Source organism: Marinomonas foliarum, from assembly GCF_003337275.1.
GTDB classification, from domain to species: Bacteria; Pseudomonadota; Gammaproteobacteria; order Pseudomonadales; family Marinomonadaceae; genus Marinomonas; species Marinomonas foliarum.
Genome location: NZ_QPJQ01000049.1, coordinates 1 through 23,516, shown reverse-complemented (window position 1 = coordinate 23,516; position 23,516 = coordinate 1). Strand labels below are relative to the sequence as shown.

Here is a 23,516-nt window from a genome sequence, read left to right as displayed (position 1 = left end):
ACGCGGTAAACATGAGTCTGTTGCTCTGATTTAAAAGACAACAGACTTTAAGGTGTTTGAAGATAATTAAAATGTGTGGTTTGCCGGACGCTTACGTGAGATCAACGATCGCCCCATTTTAATTTCAACCGTAAAATACGTGTTTGGTGATGCCGAACGTCAGGAATCTGAAAGAATTCAAATAGAGATTCAGAAGAATGAGCTTAGCAAAGATAGTTTAATCAAAACCAGATCCAAACTCAGCTCTCGAGAGGCTGGTTTGGAGAATCTCCAGAATGACCTGAAAGTTGAGCTTGCCAGTATTCAAGCCAAAATTAAGCGATTGGTCGATTCTAAATTCGCGGCAGCCAGAAAACGAAATGTCGCCTTGAGTGCTCTCAAGTCAAAAAAAGAGCAGGTTCGCGAGAGAAAACACCGAGTACACGATGAGTTTGAGAAGGAATGGGTTTCGGCACTGAAAAATCTTGATGATCTATGTAAAAGAGTCCGCCAGCGCCAGCCGCACCTGAATGAGTTAACAGCCGAAAATATCAATACGGGCATACACTTTCCTGATGCTTTGGCGTTCGGGCGCATGTACCTCACCTATCAGAACTGGAAAGGTTACATCCCACGGCTGATCCCTTTTCCCTTTAAGAAATCGCTCTGGCTGCCTGACCAGACTACTGGACATCCGTTGATTCACCAGCTGATGCTTCGGCTGATGCACTGCATGCCGGTCGGCAATGTTGAAATTACCGCTGCAGATCCGCTGAGACTGGGCACGTCTCTGGACCCGTTCCTTTCTCTGTTGAAAGTAAAACGGCTCTTTCCCGAGCAGCGATTGCTGACCCGGTCGGACGAACTGGAAAATGCCCTGGCCCGGTTAACGGACTATGTCGAGGATCTGCTTCAGAATAAATTCAATGGAGAGATCAAGAGCTGGTCCGCCTACAACGAGGCAAACAGCAGCAATCCCATACCATATAAACTGTTGCTCATTTTCGGAGTGCCGGAGCAGTTGACGGACAAAAGCCTCTGGTACCTTGGCCGCCTTTTGGAACACGGCCCTGTCTGCGGCGTGCTTCCGGTTTTGACCATTGATGAAAGTCGGCTGGAGGACCGCAAGTTTACGGGGCTGCGCACCGCGATAGATAAATATTCCAATAGAATGGATTCCATTGTTCCGGCAGAGATACTGACCAAGCATGTCTCTGAAATCAATGTTGTGGAGGAACAGGAGTTCTGGCCCGGACGTTCTGAGTTGACCGATTTTCTGGCATCCATATCTGACCGATATGAACAGAGCGCGAAATTCAGCAAGAGCCTGACTGACCTCTGGTGCAATTCGGATTACTGGGGGCACGACGCTGTTCAGGGTATACAGGTGCCGATCGGCTGGACTGCAGATGGCGAGATCGTTCCTTTCTCTATCGGCGGGGTGAATACAGAGCACCATGTTCTTCTGGCCGGGCGTTCGGGCTCCGGAAAATCGAACCTGCTCCATGTTCTGATTCATAGCCTCTGCCATACGTATTCACCCTCGGAGTTGAGTATCTACCTGCTGGATTACAAGCAGGGTACGGAATTCAGTGTTTATGCTTCCCCTCCGCTTCCTCAAGCAAAACTGGTGGCTACTGAGAGTGATCCTGAATACGGGGTAACTGTTCTGGCGCATTTGACCGAGGAGCTTGAAAAACGAGCTCGGGAATTCAAAAGCCGGGCTGTCCGCGACTTTTATGAATACAGAGAATCCACAGGGAATGAACTACCGCGTATCCTGCTGATTATCGATGAGTTTCAGATCCTGTTTTCTGAGGGGCGGCAAGTGGCTGAACCCGCAGAGAAAATGTTGAACCAGCTGCTCAGACAAGGACGGGCCTACGGCATACATGTGCTGCTGGCCACCCAGACATTGAAAGGAATCCAGTCTCTTTCGATGGGCCAGCTGATAAGCCAGATCGGCTGCCGGATTGCCCTTGCCTGCAGCGAGGAAGATTCCGCGATGATTCTTGGCAACAGCAACTGGGGGGCTTCCAAATTGAGCAGCCCTCCGGAGGGAATCATTAACAATTCCAACGGGGCAAAATCGGCAAATCAACGGTTTCTGATCCCATTTGCTGATCGAGGGCTGTGCAAGGATCACATTATCAAGATTACTCAGATCGCAGACCAGCGTGGTTACTGCGGCTCAACAAGAATATTCAACGGCTCGCGTCTGCCTGAAATGCCTGCAGCTGATTGGTTTAAATCAAGAAACCACGAGGCGGTACAGCTGCACCTTGGTGAAAGGTTGAGTTTTGAGGCGGAACCGCTCTCGCTGACACTGGTTAACCGACCGTCATCGAATTTACTGATATCCGGCTATAACGATGCTATCCACGACGGTCTGCTCGCCTCCATCCTTCAAAGCTTGGATGCTCAAAATGGCATCGATGAAATCATCTACTTTAACGGGCGCTCCATAGTTCCGGTGGGGGCATCAAAATATCTCGATGGTTCCGGAAGTAGACCTGTTTCAAAGCACGAGAGTGTTCCCGCGCTGAGTCTGGCCGAGATCTCCGGGGAATTACAACAATCAAAAAGAATTGTGATTATTGACGGACTGGATTCGACCAAGGAATTTCACTCTGGACCAGCGAGTTTTAGACCGGTGAAGAAAGATGAGTCGCCTTCACCACAAGAGAGTCTGAAGAGAATTCTGGAAGACGGTCCGCTGCAAGGGACATTTGTGATCGCCTTTGCAGATAACTGGAAACGCTGCAATTCATCGTGCAAGGACCTTCTTGGGTTCTTTGAGATGCGCGTCGGATTCTACATGAATGAAGATGATGCTGGCTCGTTCGTCAGTGGAGCAATAGGAAAATTTAAAGGACTTGAAACAGACAATCGCGCTGTCTTTGCCGATCGCTTGAAAAATCAGGTTAGTTGGTTCCGTCCATACATAAATGGGGAAAGTTTATGAAGAAATATTTAATGACATGGTACGGAATGACTGATTTCAGGGCCTCACTCGGACTGGAACAGACAACCGGCCCCGTTCTAGGAGCTTTGCTGGCGGAAGATTACACCGATGTGATCATCCTCGGCTTTACGCACCCGGATAAATCCGAATACAAAGCTGATGTATTTCAGCAAAAAATTGCAGGTGTTGAAGGCTCTGACCCGGCTGCTGCGAGACAGTTTGTCGACCTGTTTTCAAATACAGGGGCTGCGCACCATCATTTTAATGAATGGCTAAAGAAACAGCTTCGGGATGCCGGTAAAAAGGTCGATGTGCGTTTCCACTCTGTGGAGCTGACGCATCTCAATGACACGGAGGGCATCTATGAGGCTGCGACTCAATCCCTGCATGCGGTTGCCGCATCTGAAGGTGAAAAGCTCGTTACGCTCTACCTGAGTCCGGGGACTCCGGTTATGGCTTTCGTCTGGGCTTTTGCGGCCCTGAGGCACCCAACGCTAAAAAAACGCCTTATCGCATCTTCTCACCCAGGAAGGCCTCCAGAAAGCATCGTTCTGCCAAATGAGTGGCTGGAATGGCATGGAATACAGGTTCGAACAGCTAATATGGAATCTGACCAATATGATGCCATTTTTCACCTGTTCGGCGAACAGCGGATGCCGAACCTGCTTGGCGTGCTCCAGTTTTCAAGCAGTAAGCATATCTTTGTGAATTCCGCACAGTTTCCAGCCGATGTCATGAAACAGTTTATTGGAGAAGCTGAATACGCTGAAATTGCGGTGGACCCATATGACCCTGAGAATGTCCGAAGCACGATTTTGGATCTGATCGCGAAAATGCCTGTTGATTCGAAGATCGGCTTTAACTTAACGGGTGGAACCAAGTTGATGTATGCAGGGGCGCTTGCCGCCTGTCGTAAGGTAAATGCAACGCCATTTTATTTCGATTTTTCAAAGAAACAGGTTATCAATCTTAATAGTTTTACTAAAAGTGAGATTGTTTCAATAGATTCGGTTGAAACATTTCTGAAGTTGAACGGTGATGGATTAACAGTATCGAAGCCTGGTCTTACAGAACAAGAACTTTCTCGAGAAATTATTAATGCCTCTCAGATAATCTGGGAAAATCGTAACTTGATCGCGTCAAAGTATCGTGAGCTGAAAAGTTATATTTATGATAAATCATTCAAGAGTTGGGGCGATGATTTCTACGCTGAACTGACAATTGATAAACAAGCAAAGCTAACAATTGGCGGTAAGTCATTTGTGTTTAATGAATTCCCTGATTTTCTTGAGTTTCTGATGGGTAAGTGGCTAGAGGTGTATGTTTTTAGTGTGTTACTTCCCTTAAAAGAATCTGCTGTTCTAAAAGATTTACGCCTTGGGTTAGAGGTTTCTGTTGTGGACGTCGACTCCAATAATAACTTTAAGTATTACCATGATGGGTTTAAAGAAAATATCGCTTATCAAGAGTTTGATGTTATTTGTACCGATGGATATCGCTTATTCATTATTGAATGTAAAAGTGGAAAGGTTGAAGCGAACCATGTTTTGAAGCTGAGTGAAACTGCCAAACATTTTGGTGGTGTGAAAGGGCACGGAGTAATGATTTCGTCTTTTCGCCCCCCGCATCCTGTGATAAAGCAAAAATCAGATGATCTTATAAATGTGGAATGGTTTTTTGGTAGTGGTGCCTCTGAGCATTTGCTAAATTTTTTCGGGAAAATTTGAGATGGAACTTTTTATTTTTGTAGATGTTTCCGGCAGTATGAGTGAAATGGGCAAAATCCATCTTCAGCGGAATCTTTGCCGATATGCGGCTCAGTTAAGGCTCATAGATCAGGAAAAATACTCAGGCTTAAATATCCGCTTTTATCAATGGGCGCAGAGTGTTTCCGAGATCGTTTTGCAAAGCGACGGTAATATCCCTGCCTTAAACGCTGAAGGTTCCTCTAACGTATGTGCTCTCTCCGATTTTCTATCCCAGCATGTGAATGATACCGGGAGGTCGATGGTTCTCATTTTGTCTGATGGCAATTTCCCCAATTCAGACATCGTAAGCTTTAAGACCAAACTGGGTACATTCACCGACCTTATCATCCGGACTGTTGCAGTCGGCGCTGATGCTGACCTGCTGAAGTTGAAGAAAATTGCCACAAACAACACAGTTTACCTTTCGGAGAATATCGCTTCAGCGATAGACGGTACAATTTTTGGTTCGGATGAGCCGTTGACCGCGCCAGCATCTACAGCCCAGATTCTGCAATCCGCAACGGCTGAAACAGAAGAACCAGAGGAGGATTGGGATGCTTGACAAACTCTGGAATTGCTGGGGTGCCACAGTAATCGGCCCCCTACATGTTAAAGCCGGAATTCCAAATCAGGATTCTTGGATGGCACGCCGATATAAATGGGGGAATGTCGTTGTTGTATCGGACGGACTGGGCAGCAAGGCACATTCAGATCACGGTTCAAAAGCTGCCTGTCTGGCGGTGTTTGAGGCTGCCAAGAGCTACCAGAATACCCCCGATGCTAATATCGTTGATATTTTAAGGCTCATTCATGCCAACTGGCTTGTGAAAATAGCCCCGTACTCTTCAACAGATTGTTCGGCCACATGCCTTTTTGCCATCCAGATCGAAGGGATTATCACTCTTGGCCGCCTTGGTGATGGAATGATTGTAGCCCTTGGAGAAACTGAAGAAAACCACCTTATCCTCAGTGACAACAAACAGGATTCCTTCTCGAACTATACAAACAGCCTTCAGCAGGAGTTCAAACCCGATCAGTGGGAAACCGCGACGATTGAAAGCGCGGCATGCAATGCAGTTGTGCTATGCACGGATGGCATATCCGATGACCTGTTACCTGAAAAGCAGATGATCTTTGCACAGGAACTCTACTCGACTTATGCAGACCTGGAGTCGGAAGAAAGAAAGAGGGATCTCAAACGGTGGCTCAATGAATGGCCGGTCCCGGGACACTCCGATGACAAGACGATTGCCTGTCTGTTTAAGAAAGGAGCTTCCCAATGAGCCAAAGGTTCAACGAGTATGTGGATGAATATCAGAATGTACACATTCAGGACAAGGTGCTCGGTCAAGGTGGCCAAGGCGTCGTTTTCCGTACCAAGGACCCTGATCTGGCGATCAAGCTTGTTACAGATGAAAGCGGAACTCCGGTCACCGATGAGGAGTCGGTGGAACGGTATTCAAAGCGCTTTAAGCGCGTCCGGCTCCTGCCTCTGCCAGAAAACCTGAATATATCCGTACCGGCAGCTCTGCTTCAAAACAATGCCGGTTATGTGATGCAGCTTTTGAGTGAAATGGTTCCGTTCAGTCATTTCTGGCTCGATGGCAAGTCCGCAGAAAATATTGGTCCAGACGATATCCCGGCATGGCTTTCGGCAATGCCGGAGAACGAAGCTAAAAAGATTGTTCATTATTATAGAACCGGTGGGCTCAGACGCAGACTTCATGCGCTCTACAAATGCGCATCATTGCTGGCACGCCTTCACGGCAATGGCATGGTCTATGGTGACATCTCTCCCAACAATATCTTTATTTCAGAAGGGCTTGATGATTCAGCAGTCTGGCTGATTGATGCCGACAATATTCGATTTGAAATCACCGCAGGCGGAAGTGTTGTTTATACACCAAAGTACGGAGCCCCCGAGCTGGTGCAGGGCAAAGACGGTGGAAGACCTTCAAGCGATTGTCATGCGTTCGCTGTCGTGGCTTTCTACCTTCTTTCGCTGATTCACCCTTTTGTCGGAAAGAAGGTGGATGGAACGGATGAAGGCGACTGGGCTGATGAAGAAAATGATGACGAGGATATTGAAGATAAGGCTTATGCCGGATTGTTCCCTTGGGTTGATGACCAAGATGATGATTCCAACTCTTCCAACAGCGGCCTACCCAGATCCCTTCTTCTTACAGAGAAGCTGACCGCTTTGTTTGAGGGCACATTCGGACCGGGAAGAACATCTCCCTTGCTGCGGCCGACTATCTATCACTGGCCTGAAGCTCTTGCTCAGGCAGCGGATATGACCGTCACGTGCCCAGGCTGCTCGATGAACTATTACTATGATTTCATTCACCCGGAAACAGAGGGTCACAATTGCCCTTACTGTAAAACGCAGAGGCCGCAGGTACTCATTCTTGAGTCTTATCGATGGAATGGACCGGACAAACCCTTGAACTCACCATGCTGGCGGTATGTACGTGAGATCTCGCAGGGGGCAGAGCTGACAGTACCGAGACGAGTCTTTAACGAGTTTGCAATGATTGATTCTGATACAGCAGAGGTGCTCATTTCTTCGAGCAATAATGGCATTCTGATTAAAAAGTCAGACCATGGCAAAGCCGATTTATCCGTTGCCGCTGACAGCCACCCGCAAAGTGGTTTTCAGAAGGTTTATTCACAGATGAAAATAGACCGGGTAACACCGGATGTTCAGTTTTGGATGTTCGCACATTTGAATAGTCCTCGGTTGGTTAAATGCATGATCAGCGGAGGTGGCAAATGAGACTGAAAGACATAAATGCTGAAATCACCTTTGAATTATGGATGAAACCGGAGCTGTCCGGAGAGACTCCAAACACGGGTGTTGGATATATCGCCCCTAACAATGCCGGGCAGGCATACAGATTAAGAATCGATGGCCAGCAGTGGAGCGTGGTGCTCCGGGACGCCTCGGCCGGAAAAGATTTGAATTTCCACTTAAAAAGAGGCTGTGCGCACCTTGCCGAGGTAATGCAGGTTGCCAAGGACGGCAGTACGCTTGTGAAAATCATCTTTTTCAATGGTGAGATTGTTGAAATTGGTGATGTGGAGATCGGCATTGATGAACGCATAGAGTCAACAGCTAAACGAAATGGCATTCGCTTTAATGGAGCTGAAGAGCTGGGAAGCGTATTAAACGAGAAATGCAAAATCAGCGTTGGCAACGAAGATTTCTTTCTGCTTATGAGTGGCCCATCTGCCAAGGCTGACTTTGAAGCGGATACTCCTGAGGATGAAGACTCGACTGACGCTCAAGCCGTTGTGCAGGAGAAATACCGGGAATTCTCTATCTATGGCGAGAGGGTTCGTATCCCGGTTGAAAGGCGCAATGTCGATAAGTCAAAGAACATCTATTTTGCGACCAAAGCGGTCTTTAGAGATAACCAGAAGAGTGAAGGATCATTGCGTCTGGCAAGGGGGGCGGTCCAGTTTTCTGATTACACTAAGACGGGTCGCATCCGTGCTTTAGCTGCTGGAGCTATGAGTCAGCTTACCAAGGAAACCGGGAGCTACTTGAAACAGTGGGATGAATACGGCGCTATTGAAGGTGAAATGCTGTTGGCAAGGGCGAAAGCCGTCGGTCGAATTGATTTTCATGGCACAGAGCAGACAACAAAAGGAGTGAAGTTTTTTGTGCCGTCTATTCCGGATCAACTTACTGAAGGTGATGAGATAGAGATAACCTCCGAGGAGCCTTTATATATCCAGAATCCGGATCTTACATGGGAAGCCTACAGCACGGCTCTGGAAGAAGAATTTGCATCCAAAAAGGATCAGAAAAAGAACGATGCTGAAATGCCAGCTTCTGTCTATGCCCCAATCCTTAAACTTTCAAAAACCAGCATTGAATTGGACCTGCCGTCAATACCGTCTGGTCCGATGTTTTTGATTCTGTCCATCAATGGAGACAAAATTCAGATTGAAAGACGAATGCGGGCACGCTCAGCCATTCTGGAAGGACGCTGTGCTAATCCGCTTCTCGGCCTGTTGATTGAAGAAGGAGGAACACTCCCGGACATACAACGCGTCACCAAACTGAAGCCTTTGACGTCCTTCGTGAAAGAGAAGATTTTTAAGCATCCGCCCACAGACAGGCAGGTGGAGGCCATCGACGTCGCATTGAACACCCCGGATATTGCTCTTATTCAGGGGCCTCCGGGAACAGGCAAAACAACTGTAGTCACGGCAATTCTTGAACGGCTCAATGAGGAATATGACAAAACCAAGTCGATAAGAGGTCAGATACTTGTCTCCGGCTTTCAGCATGATGCGGTGGAGAACATCGTTGCGAGACTGAGTGTTAATGCCCTTCCGGCAGTTAAATTCGGCAAAAGGTCTGGTGATTCGGAGTTTACGGCAGATGCCGTTACTGAAAAAATTAACAAATGGTGCTCCAATGTCGCCGAGAATATTCGTATCAAGAATCCTCAAATTGCTCAGACGGAAGATCAGGTAAGACTGGCTGAACTGTTTGTCGCATATTCATTGTGTCCCTCGAAGAACAACACAGTCAGTTTAATGAAACGTATTCTGGATTTGCCCAGAGACGTGATTTCTGAGGATATCACCAGTGAGGCAGAAGAAATCATCAATTCCCTGCAAACCGAACTGAAGTCGAATGATCCTTCCACCTTGCGGCTCGTTAGAGCTCTGCGTGTCAGTGAAGCAGCCTTTGTTGACGACGGTGCCGCAAGAGCTGTCGATTTGCTGGATAAGATCGAAGACGAACTGGCTAATCCAGATTTAAGCGTTCTTGAAAAAGCGGCCCGTTGGCGCTGTGGTAAGCCTTTGAGTTTTCTCCCAGAGCTTAGAGAACTGAAAGAATCACTACTTTATAAATATCTGCCTTTGCCTGATTTCAGGACTGAAAAACCAAGAGAAGATGTTTTGAGATTGGTGGCAACGGTATCTCAGCTTCTGGAGAAAAAACTCAATTCAACCAATAAACGTGATGCAATACTGGCTGAGTTTTTACATGAGCTTGAAGACAATCCTGATGGCGTTCGTGAGGCCATAGAGGATTATAACTTTGTGTATGCTGCAACCACTCAACAGGCGGTCGGGAAAGATATCATCCGCTCAAAGAATAAAAACGTCCGATATGATCAGCGAACAGAAATGGTCAGGTACGATACGGTGATCATCGATGAGGCGGCGAGAACCAGCCCGCGAGACCTGCTTATTCCGATGTCTCAGGCGGAAAAAAGAATAATCCTTGTCGGGGACCACAGGCAGCTGCCTCATTTGATTGATGAGGAGGTCGCGAGAGCCTTGGAAGGTGGCGATTCATCCGGTCCGTCGGTTGATGTCGATTTTGTCAAAAAAAGTATGTTTGAGTATCTGTTCAACCGCCTAAAGAAACTGGAGGAGAAAGATGACATCAAACGAACAGTGACGCTGGATGCTCAGTACCGAACACATCCGATTTTGGGGGATTTTGCAAGCCACAACTTTTATAACCAATACAATGAAGGTTATCGATCTCCTTTAGCTGCTAAGTATTTTTCCCAGAAGTTAAAAGGCATCGAAGATAAAGCAGCAGTATGGTTTGATGTACCTAATAGTAGAGGGCCAGAAGGTTACAACAAAGATGGTGGGAAGAGATGGCGAAGTATAGAGGGAGAAGTTATCGCTGAAAAAACTAATACTTGGATCAAATCGAGAGAATCCAGTGCAGAATTTATGCAGGAACTGACTGGTGATTCAAAACATGCAGGCCTTAGTTTTGGAATTATTAGTTTTTATAAACCTCAAGTATTTGAAGTCTACAGAGAGTTAGAAAAATATGGTATCACGGAGCGGGCACAGGATGGTACATGGCAGATATGTCAGGAATACCGCTTTCTTGAAAATGGCGAAGAGCGGCTCCGCATCGGTACTGTTGATGCCTTTCAGGGCATGGAGTTCGATATTGTGTTTCTTTCCATGGTGAGGTCTCAGGACATGAACGCCTTGCCGCCTAATATACGCAACGAGGAGGATTACAAAAAGAAGCAGCAAAAACTATTCGGCCATCTCATGTCGGAAAACCGCTTATGTGTGAGCATGAGTCGTCAGAAGAAGGTCTTAGCCATTGTGGGAGACGGCGTCCTTGCAAACACCCAGATAGCTGTAGATGCAGTACCGGCTCTGAAAAACTTCTATGATTTGTGCCATGAAAAGGGGGTGATCCTATGAGTGCGCCCTCTACAAAAAAATCAGCAAAAGACCATCGTCCTAAAGTAATCAGTTTCCGCACAGCATTGGATGGATTGAACATCGCCGCCAGACAAAGTGTTCTATGGCCATGTCACGCCTTCAACATCTCTATTCCGCAAAAGAAAAAGAGCGGCCTCAATGTTTTTGAAGAAACTGTCTTGAAAATAACCGAGATAGAATCCGGCGACACAGAAAAGATTGCGCTGCTCACTTGTCTGGAAAAGGAACTGGTGGCCTTCATTCAGAATCGCCTCAACCAGCTCGGCCTTTTAAATGACCGCTATGAGTTGTCTGAGCATGGGCAGGAGCTTCTGAACGAGTGGCAGAATAAATCAGACGGAAATCTGGAATACACCGTGGCCACAGTGTTTGTAGATCTACTGTCCGGGAAGCTTCTTCCCTATGTCAGCACGGAGCAGCTGAGCTATAAAAAAATATCAAGGATTGGTGACAACGGATTTATTGATTTTCTAATCAATCCAACCAATGAGAAGTCGAGGGTCAGTGCAAGACAGATACGCCCTGCAAAAGACTCTTTCTGGAAAGCAGTTCCTGACTCCAACGATATTATCAGAGCCATAAGGGAGTTTAAGAAGAAATATAAACGGCATGCCCTGTTGAACCAAGGTGTCGATCAGTACCCGCCTCCGGTGCCAATGGCTGAAGCCATATCCTTACATGAGAATCCAGAACTGGTTTACTTGCATTGCAATGTCCTTATCCAGATAGGCAATTCTGACCTTTTGGTGACGGATGGATGCGGCTTTGGCTTCTCTGAAAGCTTTGCCAATTACCTTACTTCTCAGGACTGGAAGTGGGTCATAGATTTGAAGAATAAAGGGGTTATCGACAGACTGAATTCCAATCAAAGCAATGAAGAGGCTGAGGATGAGTCTTCAGCGGCGGACGGGTTGAAGAACTATCCACGGATAGCACGCCCACTTCGACGCGCACAAGAGTATCTTTCAGACGCTGAAAAGATCGAGGTTGATTCATCCAATGATGAGCAGGAATTCGCCCGTTTGACCGGCTTGGCGGTAGTCGCCTTGTATGAAGCCATAGAATGGGCGCTGCGATTTGTTGTATCTGACAACCCTGTGACTCACTGGGAACGCTTGTTCTCGTCACAGTCCTACCGGGAAAATGACAAGATACTGCGCTCGTTTGCTACCAAGATTGGGTTTGATGTTTCGGACAGTGTGAAGGTCCTTCTTCAAGTGAAACCCGGCAAAATCAGAGCCGTTGACCGTGGTGTTTCCGAGATGCAGCCACTACTGGCTCTGGCAATAGCCGGGGCGATAAATGATCCCAACCATCCGCTGAATCATCTGGCCATTGAAGACTCTGGATGTCTCTCCTTTATAAATGCGCTGAAAGAAGTCAGGGACCCGGTATCCCATGGAAGCTCAACCGATGTTGAACTTTCACCGGAAACCCTTGAGGGCTATCGCGATAGAACCACTCGGCTCATCCAGTCGCTAATACCGGATATAACCGAAGATGCCTATACAGCCAAAACAAAGCAGGAAAGAGATATTGATCAGGTCAGATTGAAGGCCAGGATCGAACTGGACAAGTCATTGGGGCTTGGATTTGTTCAAGCTGTTTCCCCGTCGTTACGGGAAGAGTTGGTCAAAGTAACGATCTTAAGCCAGAGGACGACTCTGGATAACGAGCAGCTTCAGCGCTACATAAATTTGTTGGCGTCCATTATGCAATTGTCGTTGCTGGAAGTAGCGAAGGACCGGAGAAAAATAGTCAAAAATCGAAATAAACTGAGGGATGAGGCGATTGAAAAAATCGTTCAATCTGGTTTGGTTCCAGCGTCTGATGCAATACCAGTGCAGATTAGTACTATAAATGCAGATCGACTATATCGTGCTACTCAAGGCTCAAGCACAACTCTTGGGGCTCAACTTCTTGCACTCTGTTTGCTCGCATCAGAAGGTGAATTGCTAGTTCTAAAAAGGTGTTTTCCGAACTGCTTTGAGCTTATCGCCAAGTTGATAAAACTTCGTGGTCACGGGAATCATCATCAACATGACTTTACAAGGGAAAACTTGGAGTCATTAAAAATCAATGTATTCAAACTAGTCAAAATAATTATGGAAGTATTTTAATGGACTCTAATAGAAATAATAACACTCAGATAAGCGCAGATAATGGAAAAGGAGCTCAGAGTGATAGAACTATATACGCTAAAGAGGAAGTCCTCCTGAAAAAACAGCAGGAACTGAAAGAATTAGAACATTCTCTTGGTCAAAAAGAGACCTCTATCGTTCAAAAGGAACATGAGCTAAAAGCCGCTAAAGACGCGATAGCTAAAAAAGAAGCGGAGCTGAATGACAAACGTGTTCAGCTTGAAGAGATGGAGCTTCAGGCCAAAAACGGTTTTCCGCAACTCTTTGAGGAAAAGTTCGCAGCATTCCAAAAACAATTGGAGCAGCGGGAAGCTCAATGCGTAAGTGAGCTGGAGTCTCTTGAATCCGAAAAGGAAAAATTGCGGCAGAGAGAGGTGGCGATACAAAGGGCTGAAATCCAAAGGGACAATGGGTATGCAGATGCCCGGGCAAAGCTTGATGACGAGCTCTTCAATCTTCGGAAAGAACATGAAAAGGAGCAGGAGTCAAAACGGGCAAACGCTCTGACTGCCATTGAAAAAGAACTTTCGGAGGAGAGGACATCCAGAATAGCAAGCTTGGAGAAAGAGATAGCTGATAGACTGAAAGTTCATGAGGCTGCGATTCAACAGGAAAAAGATGAGCTCGAACAAAAAAGAAAGGCTTTCCTGAAGGATCAGGCTGCGCTTGATGAACTCAAGGATGAGCTTGAGTATCAAAAGCAGCGCCTTCAATCCAGCAAAGACCGCCTTGAGGAACGAGAAGCTCATTTAAACGTTGAGGTGGATGCCAAGGTTGTTGAACGGAAGCAATCTTTCGAGAGTGAGAAGTCTGCGCTTAATGATGAAATTGCACGTTTGAGAGAATCTATCAAAACGAGCAGTGCTCTAATTTCAAACTTTGAAGAATTGAAGCATAAGCTCGGTGATGAAGACCCAGCCGCTGTTTTACTGAAACTGAAAACCTATGAAGAGGAAATTAAAAAGCTGCGCGATGACCTTGCCACACGCCCAACACAGGAGATGCGGGAAGCTTTTGATCGCTTGAAGTCCGAACAGAGCGAACTGCAGCTGGCCTGTGAGCGACTCTCTGAAGAAAATGAGGCTCTCAGAAGTTCAGCACGCGCACAGTCGGATCTTGAAATGCAGGTAGCGGAACTGACCGATAAAAACAAATCTTTGCAGAGACGTTTTGAATCGGTGGATGCCGACAATAACAGATTGATGGAAGAGCTGAAACGTTTACAGTCTTCTTACGAGCGTGAACAGGACCGAGAAGCAAGGGTTCGGGACATTGAAACTCCATACATTCATAAGAGTCTGCCTCGCGCGCAGGAGCAAATTAGTGAAATTCAATGGCTTGATAGGATTAGGACATCTTGTGCAAATTATGGTTTGAGATTTCCACGACGAATACTTTATGCGTTTCATACAGCTTTAAAAACTGCTGAGTGGTCACCCATGACCGTTCTATCTGGGGTTAGTGGTACAGGTAAATCTGAACTGCCCAGACTTTACTCCCATTTTGGCGGTATCAATTTTCTGAGCCTGTCTGTACAGCCAAATTGGGACAGTCAGGAATCGATGCTTGGCTTCTTCAATTCCATCGATAACAAATTTGATGCCCAGCCAGTTCTGCGTTTATTGGCACAAAGTCAAAAGGCACAGGTTAATGACTATCCAGGCTTAGAGGATGTAATGAGTCTCATATTAATGGATGAAATGAACCTCGCTCATGTTGAGCTCTATTTTGCTGAATTTCTAAGTAAGCTTGAGCTGCGACGCGGTCGCAAAGGCAACGAAGTGCCGTGTCTTGAAGTGAAGCTTGGCGCAGGTATTCAACAATATGATCTGCCTCTTGGAAGAAATGTGCTCTGGGCAGGAACTATGAATCAGGACGAAACAACAAAATCTCTTTCGGATAAGGTTCTCGATAGAGGAATAGTAATCAATTTTCCCAGGCCGACCACTCTCGAACGACGCAGTCAGCTGAAACCGTTGGGCGAACAGGCTCCTCTGCTGTCCCGCAAACTGTGGGAGGGTTGGTGGTGCAAAGAAAGCAAATTCAATGACGATCAGATTTTACCATTCAAGGGATTCATTGAAGAAATGAATACCTCGTTGTCCAAGGTTGGTAGAGCTCTGGGGCACAGGGTATGGCAGTCTATCGAGTATTACATGGCTAATTATCCAGATGTGTTGGAAGCCCAGAGAAACAACGATGACGCAAGCTTGGGCAAAGCAATGAAAGTAGCCTTTGAAGACCAGCTTGTTCAAAAGGTTATGCCAAAACTTCGAGGAATTGAAACCCGAGGGAAATCAAAATTAGACTGCCTTGATAAAATACGAACTCAACTAGTCAATGACGATTATAACATCGTAGAGGACTTCGATCTTGCTTGTGAGTTTGGCTATGGGCAGTTTATCTGGAATAGTGCTAATTATTTAAAAGATGATGCATTTTTGGGTGAGAGTAATAATAACGATTCCAGAGAGGCCATAGTTGCCTCAGCTGAACAATCAAATTTTCATAGTAGTTCAAAAGTGGGAGATGGTCTTATCCCTGGTGACCTCAAAAGATTTGCAAGTGATAATCAAAAGAAGCTATGGCAGCTAACCACAAACGAAATAATGAGAACTATGTCATGTGACGTAAAAGAAGCGAAATCACTCAAGGATTTGTGTAATAAGACAAAGGAGTCATAGATAATGGAAAGAACCATTGAATTTGACTCGATTGAATCTCTTTATAGGGGGCTAAACGATAAAGATGAGGTAAAGACCCAAGCCAATTGGATACTAATAGTTCGCAAGTGGCTGACGGAAGTCTCGAGCTTCGATCCTGTTTCAGGGCATGCACTACATACCGGAATTGTCGATTTTTTGAGTGCCGTGGAGAAATCGGTGCGGCATGAGTCACCTGAGGGCGAGATAAAGGACCGTATCTATCGAATTGTGTCGCACTCAAAGGAATCAGTTCTGGCAATCATGGAGCATACTCGGGATAAGATATTACGCGAACATGCCATGCTGCCAATACATGCAGCAAGAGAGGTTGACAGCAACAGTATTCAATGGCTCAGTCGTCAGCCGGGAAGAACACTCCGTGAGAAGCTTTCTGGCAAGCCCTATATGAAGGCTGTTAGGCGGAGAGCCAGTGTTGATACGGCAGAAAACCGACTATTAAAAGCTTTTCTACTCCGGCTGGAGCAGATTCTGATTGAAAGACAGTATGCTTTGTCTGCAGCGGCAGAAGAGACCTGTGAAGAACTGCTTGTTTCCCTCCAGCGCTGGCTTAGAACAGAAGATGCTGCTGAAATTGGTAATTGGGGCAATCTTCCGCCCAACAACACACTTCTTCAGGATAAGCGTTATCGAAAAGTCTGGGATGGTTGGCTCTGGCTCCAAACCATCGACGAGCAGATCACTGGGGACAGCAAAAGAGTCCATAGCGATATCCTCAGTGTTATTTATTGGAATACCCTTTCCTTACTCAACCATAGTGGGCGCTTTCGAATCGTTCAGCAACCGGTCGGTCTCGATTATGATAATTTTTCTATCTCCCCAGAATTGCCAGTCCGGGGATATTTATTTCCTGCGGCTGACTCAAAGATCAAAGGGAAGATCAAAACTATAAATTATGAAAAGAAGTTTGGCTTTGTAACACAAGAAAGTGGTGTTGATTTATTTTTTCATCAAAACAATCTGTCAAGCAAGCTTAAGCTCGATTCATTATCTCCCGGATATGAAGTTTCTTTTGTTATCGGCAGCAACCGACAAGGTGAATGTGCTGAAGACATAACTCTTCCAGCAGGAATCATCACTGTCGATTTCAATTTGACGGGTGATAAATGGAAGATACAAGTCGGTGAGGATAAGTATTTATTACAGATCGTTTCCGAGAATCTGGTTATTGAGGAAGTTCAGGGCGCAAAAAAGAAATTAAAAATAGAGCCAACAACTCTCAAAGAGATACCGAAGGCGATACTGTCATTTGTCACGGATACCCCGTTTGAATACTCTGTGCCGACAAATAACCAAAGTGGTCCAATACGGATGGATAGCTCTGTTGTTGACCTGTGTTCTATCCGTCCGACGTTCACGAATAACACAGGCTCTCAGGCGCACCTGCCGTTCAGGTTGCTTCAGCAGCACTGGCCTTTAAATATTAATGGAGGGATGGTAATAGACTGTGGTTACGCAAAATCAATCGCCCTGCATTCAGATATTGAAACGGTCAGCATGAGGAGCCTCTTTTCACATTGCTCAACACTGCCAGATACCACCAAAAGCAGTGCAGCGATGTTTTTTATGGAAAAGTTGAGTGACTATATCAAGGCGGAAAAGCTGACCTATCTTGTTCCTGATTGGGTCAATGACTTCGACCTTGAGGGAATAAGAAAAAGCGTCAATTTTTATTTTGACGATTCGACACCGCTTCCCAAAAGCATAGCCGCTATCTTTGCATGGCAATCATCGAAGAAATTTGTACAGGGCAGAGTTAAAGAGAGAGATTTTGTGCTGGTGGTTGATTCATTTGACGGCGGCATTTCAATAACCCCAGTCCAGGCAATATATCAAAAAGATCTGGACGAAATATTGTCTGAGACACAAGGCATGAGCTGGGAACGACACCCTACGGTTATTGTGCCAAACAGAAGCATTCATACTGCTATGGCTCACAATCTTGACCGTGATGACTGCCAGACATCTGAAGAGCTCCTCCATTTGTTCGGCTTCGATGGTTTAACCAGTGATTCAGGGGAAGTGTCCTTTGTGAAAGATAAACACTGGTATCACTTGCCAGGTTCTATTCGAGAGGCTCTAACTCAGGATTTATATCTCAACATATTATCTAACGAAGCTATCAGTGACTGCCTGAACTCTACAAACAGGGATTGTCGTGGAGTTGGTGTCTTTATCCTGCCTCTTGAGGATACAATCAGGAAGTCAGATTTGCTAAAGGACTACAAGTGGCTGGGGTCTGCATGGTCACCAATAAAAGGCTGCCAGACTTTAAACAGATGGCAGGAGGAAGTTGATGACATTGCCCTTTGGCGTGATCATCTGCCAGAGCTGTCGATCAGAATTGTACGTGATGGGCACTTTGAAAATTTCTATTTGGTAAAAGATGCGACAGTAACACCGCAACGTGGCAGAACTGTGAATATACCAGTAGAAGAGTCATTTACTCTTCCAGCCGGACAAACGCATTACAGTTTTCCTCTGCAGCAGGGAGAAGGCAATAAAGGGCTGCATTTTGTTGCATACCTGAAATCGCCAGCCTTTCCTTTGAAGAAGGCCACAGCCTGCAAACTGAAGATGACCTACACCTATGGAGCGGATGAACCATACGAACTTAGATTTATTCCGTTAAATTCAGCAGAGGCGGGTTTCAAATCTATTCGAGTGGAATGGCGCTCAGCATCAGAGGGTGAGGCAGCCGATCTTGAGAACTTGCCGGTTCCAGATTTTCCAGCCCGTAAAAGCTGGTCCGATTTTCAGCAATTCCCGAAAGAAGATGGCAAAAGCTTCTCTGACCTTCTGGACTGGTGTTGCTCCAAAATTGCAGGCTTGAATGATCTGATCTCGTTCGATTATGAACAGGAATTTAAATCTATCCTGAATAAAAGAAAAGTCGGCTATTTGGAATGGGGAACCACTGACCGTACCGGGAAATACTATTGCCGAGTCAATGTTGAGGGCGAGAGTGTGTTTTGCCACAGTTCTGAATTTATTGAGGCTGTTGATGAAAATTCCCTATATGAAGGATGCTCGGTTTATCTGGATGTTTTTACAAATGAAAAAGGTCCTTCCGGGTCAAATATATCATTTTCAGAGAGTTTGCCCTCACGGCTCCGAGAGAAGGCAAAGGATACCATCAATCGGAAGCTTTCCAGAACGCTGGAGCATGCTGAAAAAGGAATTTTCAGCCTCCGTTTTCCAGCATTAACCATCTGGAATCATGGCCACTCCCTTTCAGAGTCAGATGTGCCTGACCATTTTAGAAGCGCGATATTCGAAGGTACTCAAAAAATCATATCAATAATTGAGTCAGACAATATGCCGGACACCCTTAAAGAGGAGCTTTTCTTCTTTCTGTGTTGTCTACATAAGGATGCCCCCAGGATTGTTGGTACCCGGCTCCTTGATGCTGTGAAGGATAAAAAGCTTATGCGGAGGTACTACAAGAATATTGCTTTCGCCATCGGTAATGCCGAACTGCCATACCAACAAAAGCTGTTGGAGAATGTCATCGACCCCATTGATAATGAGGGCCTGACCAGATCCATTACCATGGAGGTTTTGTCGATAGCTTTTTGGCGTTCCAAAACACTGATCAACAAATTGACTAAAGAGGATCTCGTAGCTTTATCTGGAGGCTTATATGGCTGCCTTGAGTTCGACATCCATAAGGTTGTTAATGATGGGAAAGGATATCAGATCGCGACTCTCTGTAAGCACTTGGAACTTCTTCTTGCACTCCTGAGAAGCCGACGGATTGAAGACGAAGAGTTCAAAATTATTTTCGCACCGAATAATAATCTAACAAAAAAATATGTGACCTTGGTAGATGATGTTTCCAGAATAGTGATCGATAGTGACATCGAGCTTAAGTCCCGAATCAGCCTTCAAATTGAAAAGCCTGAAATGTTCCGCAACACTCCCGATCTGTTATACGCATTGCGGATGTACCTAACGGGAAATGCTGGTGCAAACGCGATAGGCATTACATCTGTTTCAGATGACTAACCAGGATGGTTTGTACCTTCTTTTGATAAAATCGCAATAATGTTCGGTTTAGGTATCACTTTAGATGCGCTTATCACTTGGTTTTTAGTAAGCGCTCTTATATCCACCCCTAAAGTTATCCGCCAGTTCTGTTAATCTAAACCGATTTTGGTGCATTCCAAGGCAAGAGTGCTTCGAGTTTTTCTAAGGTATCCGCGTTAGCAATATGGTCGAGTATATACTTTATGTGTGATGATCAAATGATCTTGGAAAGGCTAATAGCCAATAAGATGAGGCCAATGCGCTATGCATTGACCATGTTCAATCATGATTTGATTATTCACCTAATAGCTTTTGCTCCCATACTCGATAGGGGCGCTTGTTTTCTAGTTGGTTTAATAGATGTCCAATTGAGCTTATGTCGCTACCATATTTTTCCATTAGACAAGCCAGTTCAACGATCAGTTGGTTATTGCTCAAGCTTGGCAGTTTCTCGCACAGATTCTTTATGGCATTGGTTGAAAAACCATCGCTGAAATTCTTAAGTATGTCAAAACACAAAGACTGCTCCGACGTATTCAAAAACAATACAATTCGCTTTCTTAGTGACTGTAGGCAAGCATCACGACTGACTTGTTTAACGACGTAATGACTTTGCCTTTTTTCACTAGACTCCATCAAAAATCCCGTAACAGGTTCGTACCATGCTAAGTAGTAAAATAAGTCGTTTTTACATCGCTTAATGGCAGCTTCTAGTTGCACATAGTCACCAACAAAGTGATTAATAGCCAAAAAATTATTGCCGAGCAGTCGAAGCTCTAAAAAATCCCAATTTTCGACATCTCTGATGGTAGCAATGCGGACTGGCCAGCCTGTATCTGTAATTTTTACTTTTACAGACTCTAGTAGGTAGCAGCCCTTGAAACGTTTTTGGTTCTTTGCTTCTGATAAGTTGAACTGACTTTGTAAACTATGCATATTTTACCCCCAGTTTGCTTTGTAGTAGTTTTTCGATTGCTGAGCCATCCATACGGGTAAGGTTAGGGACATAACGTGAATAAACCCGAAACAACATTGAGGTATTTGCATGGCCCATCTGCCGAGCGATCCATTCAGGAGATTCACCAGATGCAAGCCAAAGCGTCGCGGCAGTATGGCGAGTTTGGTAGGGGCGTCTTTTTTCTAGGCTAAGGCGTTTCAGCAAAGGATACCAAATGCGTTGCGTTACATTGTTGTGGTTTATTGCTTCCCCGTTGCGATTACAAAATACAAACTTGCCATAATGCTCTGAGTGCTTTTTCTGGCGGAGTAGGGCGTTATAAACGGGCGTGCTAATGTGAATATCACGAACCGAGGACTCTGTTTTGGTGATGTCTTCTTCACCTGCAACAATAGTTTCTCTGATTTTGATAACGCGGTGATCGAAGTCCACATATTTCCACTTCAAGCCATCGATCTCACCTGTACGCATGCCAGTAAAAAAACGAATTAGAAAGTAATCTCGATAGTCTGGTCGTACTGTATCTAATATCAAGTTCACCTCCTCGATCGTAAAAGGAAACGCGTCCGTTTTAGGGCTCTTTAACGGTTTGATCCTTATATAAGGCGTGGTAAAGTTGAACTCGTCGGCGGCGTCCTCAAATATGCGCTTTAGAGGATTAATAATCTTATTAATGCGTGTGTTGGCTAGGCTTTCTTTTCCATTTCGACCCGGAACTTTGGCGAGTGAGGTTCGAAATTTAAGAATGTCGTTTCGAGTGATGTCGTCGACTTTCATTTTTCCAAAGAAAGGCAAATAGTGTTTAGTGACAATACTTTCAATATTAACGATGTGAGAGCGACGCCAAGCAACCTTATTTCGATCAATCCATCCTTCAACGAACTCTTCAAAAATTGGAACCTCTACCTGGTTTTGCTGGTGTTTCCACTCTTCAGGCTGGTGGGTTTTTAATTCCAAATCATCAAAATTTTTAGCGGATTTACTATCTGGAAAATGAGCACTGTAACGAAAGATTCCAGCTATAATCTCAGACTCAATCTGAACTAGTGTGCGTTCGAGCTTTTTACGGTTTGCGAGGGTGGGTTTCAGAGTAGTTTGTTCGCGACAACGTTTCCCCATGTAACGGAAATCGAGATAAAGGGTGTTGGTTTCTTTACGAATATTGATACTAGCCATTATTATGCCTCCTCTGTATAAGCCATAGCTAGTGTGTCATCTTGAACCAGCATGTCTTCTTCTATTGCTTCCCAAATGAACAGGATTTTTCTTCTATTGAACGGGCGAATGTAATGACGTCCTTCAAATAGGCAGGAATCCAATAGCTCATTTCGAATGGTGCGAGGTGTGTAATGTATTCTCTCTGACAACTGTTCTGTGCTAAGGTAGGTGTTCATATGTATATATCCTATCTAAAGATCAAATTTATTGTAAATTGATAATATATATTATCAATTCTTGTAAGATTAAGTCGGTTGATGTGGTCTGTCAATATTTTTGATCATAAAAATCATCAAAAGAGTTTATTTATGATCAGGTTTAGGTTGAACGAGATGATTTCAGAAAAGTCATTTCAAGAAGGAAGAAGGATTACGATTGGTGAGGTTGCCAAAGAAACGGGCATTAACCGTATGACTTTGTCAAAGATGATTAACCATAAAGGTTATAGTACGGTGACAGACAATTTGGATAAGCTATGTGCTTATTTTCAGTGTGGATTAGATGAACTTGCGGAGTATGTTCATGAAGATGAGGGATGACTTTAAGCATGTTTTTTAGCTGTTTTCATTTCCCATAACTCAGAGAAAGGTAAGCTGTGAAAGAAGTTAATAAAGATCTTTATAAAGTATTAGCAGAGGCGGGAGCTGATTCTGGTAAGGCGCAATTAGCTACAGAAATAAAGCTTATGTTCGTTGAATTGAGAAGTGATACGACTTTTCTAAAATTAGCTATTCTAATTATTATTTCACTCAAAGCGCTGGGGTATTTCGCTATTTAGCGGGAGGAGTGCAAGAGAAAATCCATCAAAGAATCGTTTCATCCAGCTGCTTTAGTAGTCGCTTGCCTTCGGCCGTAAGTCTTATTCTCCGATTTATTCCCAAGTCTGCGTACTCCGCTAATCCAAGTCCATCTCTAGAGCGATATTTACTGCCAGAAGAAAGCTTTCGAAACTGTCCTAGAGCAGATTTATATTCTGCGGAGGTTGCCTCATCAGTAGAGGCTAGGTCGAAAATGGAAAGAGATGCTTCTTTTGTCTTAGCTATCTCTAGGAAGAAGATCATCTGATTGATACTAGTGATACCGAAGTTTTGGGCTATCTGAAGGGCTTTCATGAGCTTCTTGTGTTCATTCATTTCTGTTTCGGCTCTTTCGCTTAATGGGTATCTGGATTATCGACTGTAATATTTTCCATTACAAAGGCTATTTCTTAAAGTCATCGGTAGGGTGGCTTAACAAATACTAATTCAAGTTAGTCAAACGGCTAATATCAGCATAATCAGCGGCCCTGATGGGCTGCCTGCCCCTAGCTCTGGGAAGTCCAGTTTGCCTAGAGCAGATTCCCTAATTTTTCTCTTAGAGTTTGGGATTTATCCTCTTGCGAGAATTCACTTGGCGATTGGTGCCACTTAAAACTATACTGTATATCTATAAGGGCTATCCATTTAGAGCAACCAGACACTACATCTAGTGTTTATCTGGTTTTAATGCCCTTATAGGTTAGGGGTTTTGTTGTGACTGATTGTT

The 23,516-nt window shown here is 45.0% G+C and carries 15 protein-coding genes; 11 read left to right on the top strand and 4 right to left on the bottom strand.

Annotated features, from left to right (window positions below):
• Nucleotides 1–73: 73 nt before the first annotated feature.
• Genes DFP77_RS18365 through DFP77_RS18325 form a run of 9 tightly spaced genes read left to right on the top strand, consistent with a single transcriptional unit; the run spans nt 74 to nt 19,795 of the window.
• Nucleotides 74–2,944: an FtsK/SpoIIIE domain-containing protein gene (locus DFP77_RS18365; protein WP_258861215.1), complete on the top strand. Its 2,871-nt coding sequence runs from the start codon at nt 74–76 to the stop codon at nt 2,942–2,944.
• Nucleotides 2,941–4,671, top strand: a complete 1,731-nt coding sequence (locus DFP77_RS18360) for a Card1-like endonuclease domain-containing protein (RefSeq protein WP_114413657.1) — start codon at nt 2,941–2,943, stop codon at nt 4,669–4,671. The genes DFP77_RS18365 and DFP77_RS18360 overlap by 4 nt, the downstream gene beginning before the upstream one ends.
• A gap of 1 nt (nt 4,672) precedes the next feature.
• Nucleotides 4,673–5,254, top strand: coding sequence for a VWA domain-containing protein (locus DFP77_RS18355; protein ID WP_114413656.1), 582 nt, complete (start codon nt 4,673–4,675; stop codon nt 5,252–5,254).
• Nucleotides 5,247–5,975 (top strand): PP2C family serine/threonine-protein phosphatase, encoded by a 729-nt coding sequence (locus DFP77_RS18350; RefSeq protein ID WP_114413655.1) that lies wholly within the window; start codon nt 5,247–5,249, stop codon nt 5,973–5,975. Before DFP77_RS18355 ends, DFP77_RS18350 begins: the two co-directional genes overlap by 8 nt.
• Nucleotides 5,972–7,468 (top strand): protein kinase domain-containing protein, encoded by a 1,497-nt coding sequence (locus DFP77_RS18345; RefSeq protein WP_114413654.1) that lies wholly within the window; start codon nt 5,972–5,974, stop codon nt 7,466–7,468. The genes DFP77_RS18350 and DFP77_RS18345 overlap by 4 nt, the downstream gene beginning before the upstream one ends.
• Nucleotides 7,465–10,902, top strand: coding sequence for a DEAD/DEAH box helicase (locus tag DFP77_RS18340; RefSeq protein ID WP_114413653.1), 3,438 nt, complete (start codon nt 7,465–7,467; stop codon nt 10,900–10,902). The genes DFP77_RS18345 and DFP77_RS18340 overlap by 4 nt, the downstream gene beginning before the upstream one ends.
• Nucleotides 10,899–13,043, top strand: a complete 2,145-nt coding sequence (locus tag DFP77_RS18335) for a hypothetical protein (RefSeq protein WP_114413652.1) — start codon at nt 10,899–10,901, stop codon at nt 13,041–13,043. Before DFP77_RS18340 ends, DFP77_RS18335 begins: the two co-directional genes overlap by 4 nt.
• Entirely contained in the window at nt 13,043–15,748 is a 2,706-nt protein-coding gene (locus tag DFP77_RS18330) for a DUF8727 domain-containing protein (RefSeq protein WP_114413651.1), read from the top strand. The genes DFP77_RS18335 and DFP77_RS18330 overlap by 1 nt, the downstream gene beginning before the upstream one ends.
• A 3-nt stretch (nt 15,749–15,751) precedes the next feature.
• Nucleotides 15,752–19,795, top strand: coding sequence for a DUF2357 domain-containing protein (locus tag DFP77_RS18325; RefSeq protein ID WP_114413650.1), 4,044 nt, complete (start codon nt 15,752–15,754; stop codon nt 19,793–19,795).
• 315 nt (nt 19,796–20,110) lie between these two features.
• On the opposite strand, the gene DFP77_RS18320 is transcribed toward DFP77_RS18325, so the two are convergent.
• From DFP77_RS18320 to DFP77_RS18310, 3 genes are read right to left on the bottom strand one after another with little or no spacing between them, the layout of a single operon-like run.
• The gene (locus tag DFP77_RS18320) at nt 20,111–20,752 is read right to left on the bottom strand and encodes a hypothetical protein (RefSeq protein WP_114413649.1); all 642 of its coding nucleotides are present in this window, start codon (nt 20,750–20,752) and stop codon (nt 20,111–20,113) included.
• Nucleotides 20,745–21,950 carry a site-specific integrase gene (locus DFP77_RS18315; RefSeq protein WP_114413648.1) on the bottom strand — a complete coding sequence of 402 codons (1,206 nt, stop codon included), beginning with the start codon at nt 21,948–21,950 and terminating at the stop codon, nt 20,745–20,747. The genes DFP77_RS18320 and DFP77_RS18315 overlap by 8 nt, the downstream gene beginning before the upstream one ends.
• A gap of 2 nt (nt 21,951–21,952) precedes the next feature.
• Entirely contained in the window at nt 21,953–22,168 is a 216-nt protein-coding gene (locus tag DFP77_RS18310; RefSeq protein WP_114413647.1) for a hypothetical protein, read from the bottom strand.
• Between the two features lie 132 nt (nt 22,169–22,300).
• Between DFP77_RS18310 and DFP77_RS18305 the strand changes: the two genes are divergently transcribed.
• Together DFP77_RS18305 and DFP77_RS18300 are read left to right on the top strand one after the other, a co-directional pair.
• Nucleotides 22,301–22,531: a helix-turn-helix domain-containing protein gene (locus DFP77_RS18305; protein ID WP_114413646.1), complete on the top strand. Its 231-nt coding sequence runs from the start codon at nt 22,301–22,303 to the stop codon at nt 22,529–22,531.
• Nucleotides 22,532–22,587: 56 nt separating this feature from the next.
• The gene (locus tag DFP77_RS18300; RefSeq protein WP_114413645.1) at nt 22,588–22,770 is read left to right on the top strand and encodes a hypothetical protein; all 183 of its coding nucleotides are present in this window, start codon (nt 22,588–22,590) and stop codon (nt 22,768–22,770) included.
• Nucleotides 22,771–22,795: 25 nt separating this feature from the next.
• On the opposite strand, the gene DFP77_RS18295 is transcribed toward DFP77_RS18300, so the two are convergent.
• Nucleotides 22,796–23,125, bottom strand: coding sequence for a hypothetical protein (locus tag DFP77_RS18295; RefSeq protein WP_114413644.1), 330 nt, complete (start codon nt 23,123–23,125; stop codon nt 22,796–22,798).
• Between the last annotated feature and the right edge of the window lie 391 nt (nt 23,126–23,516).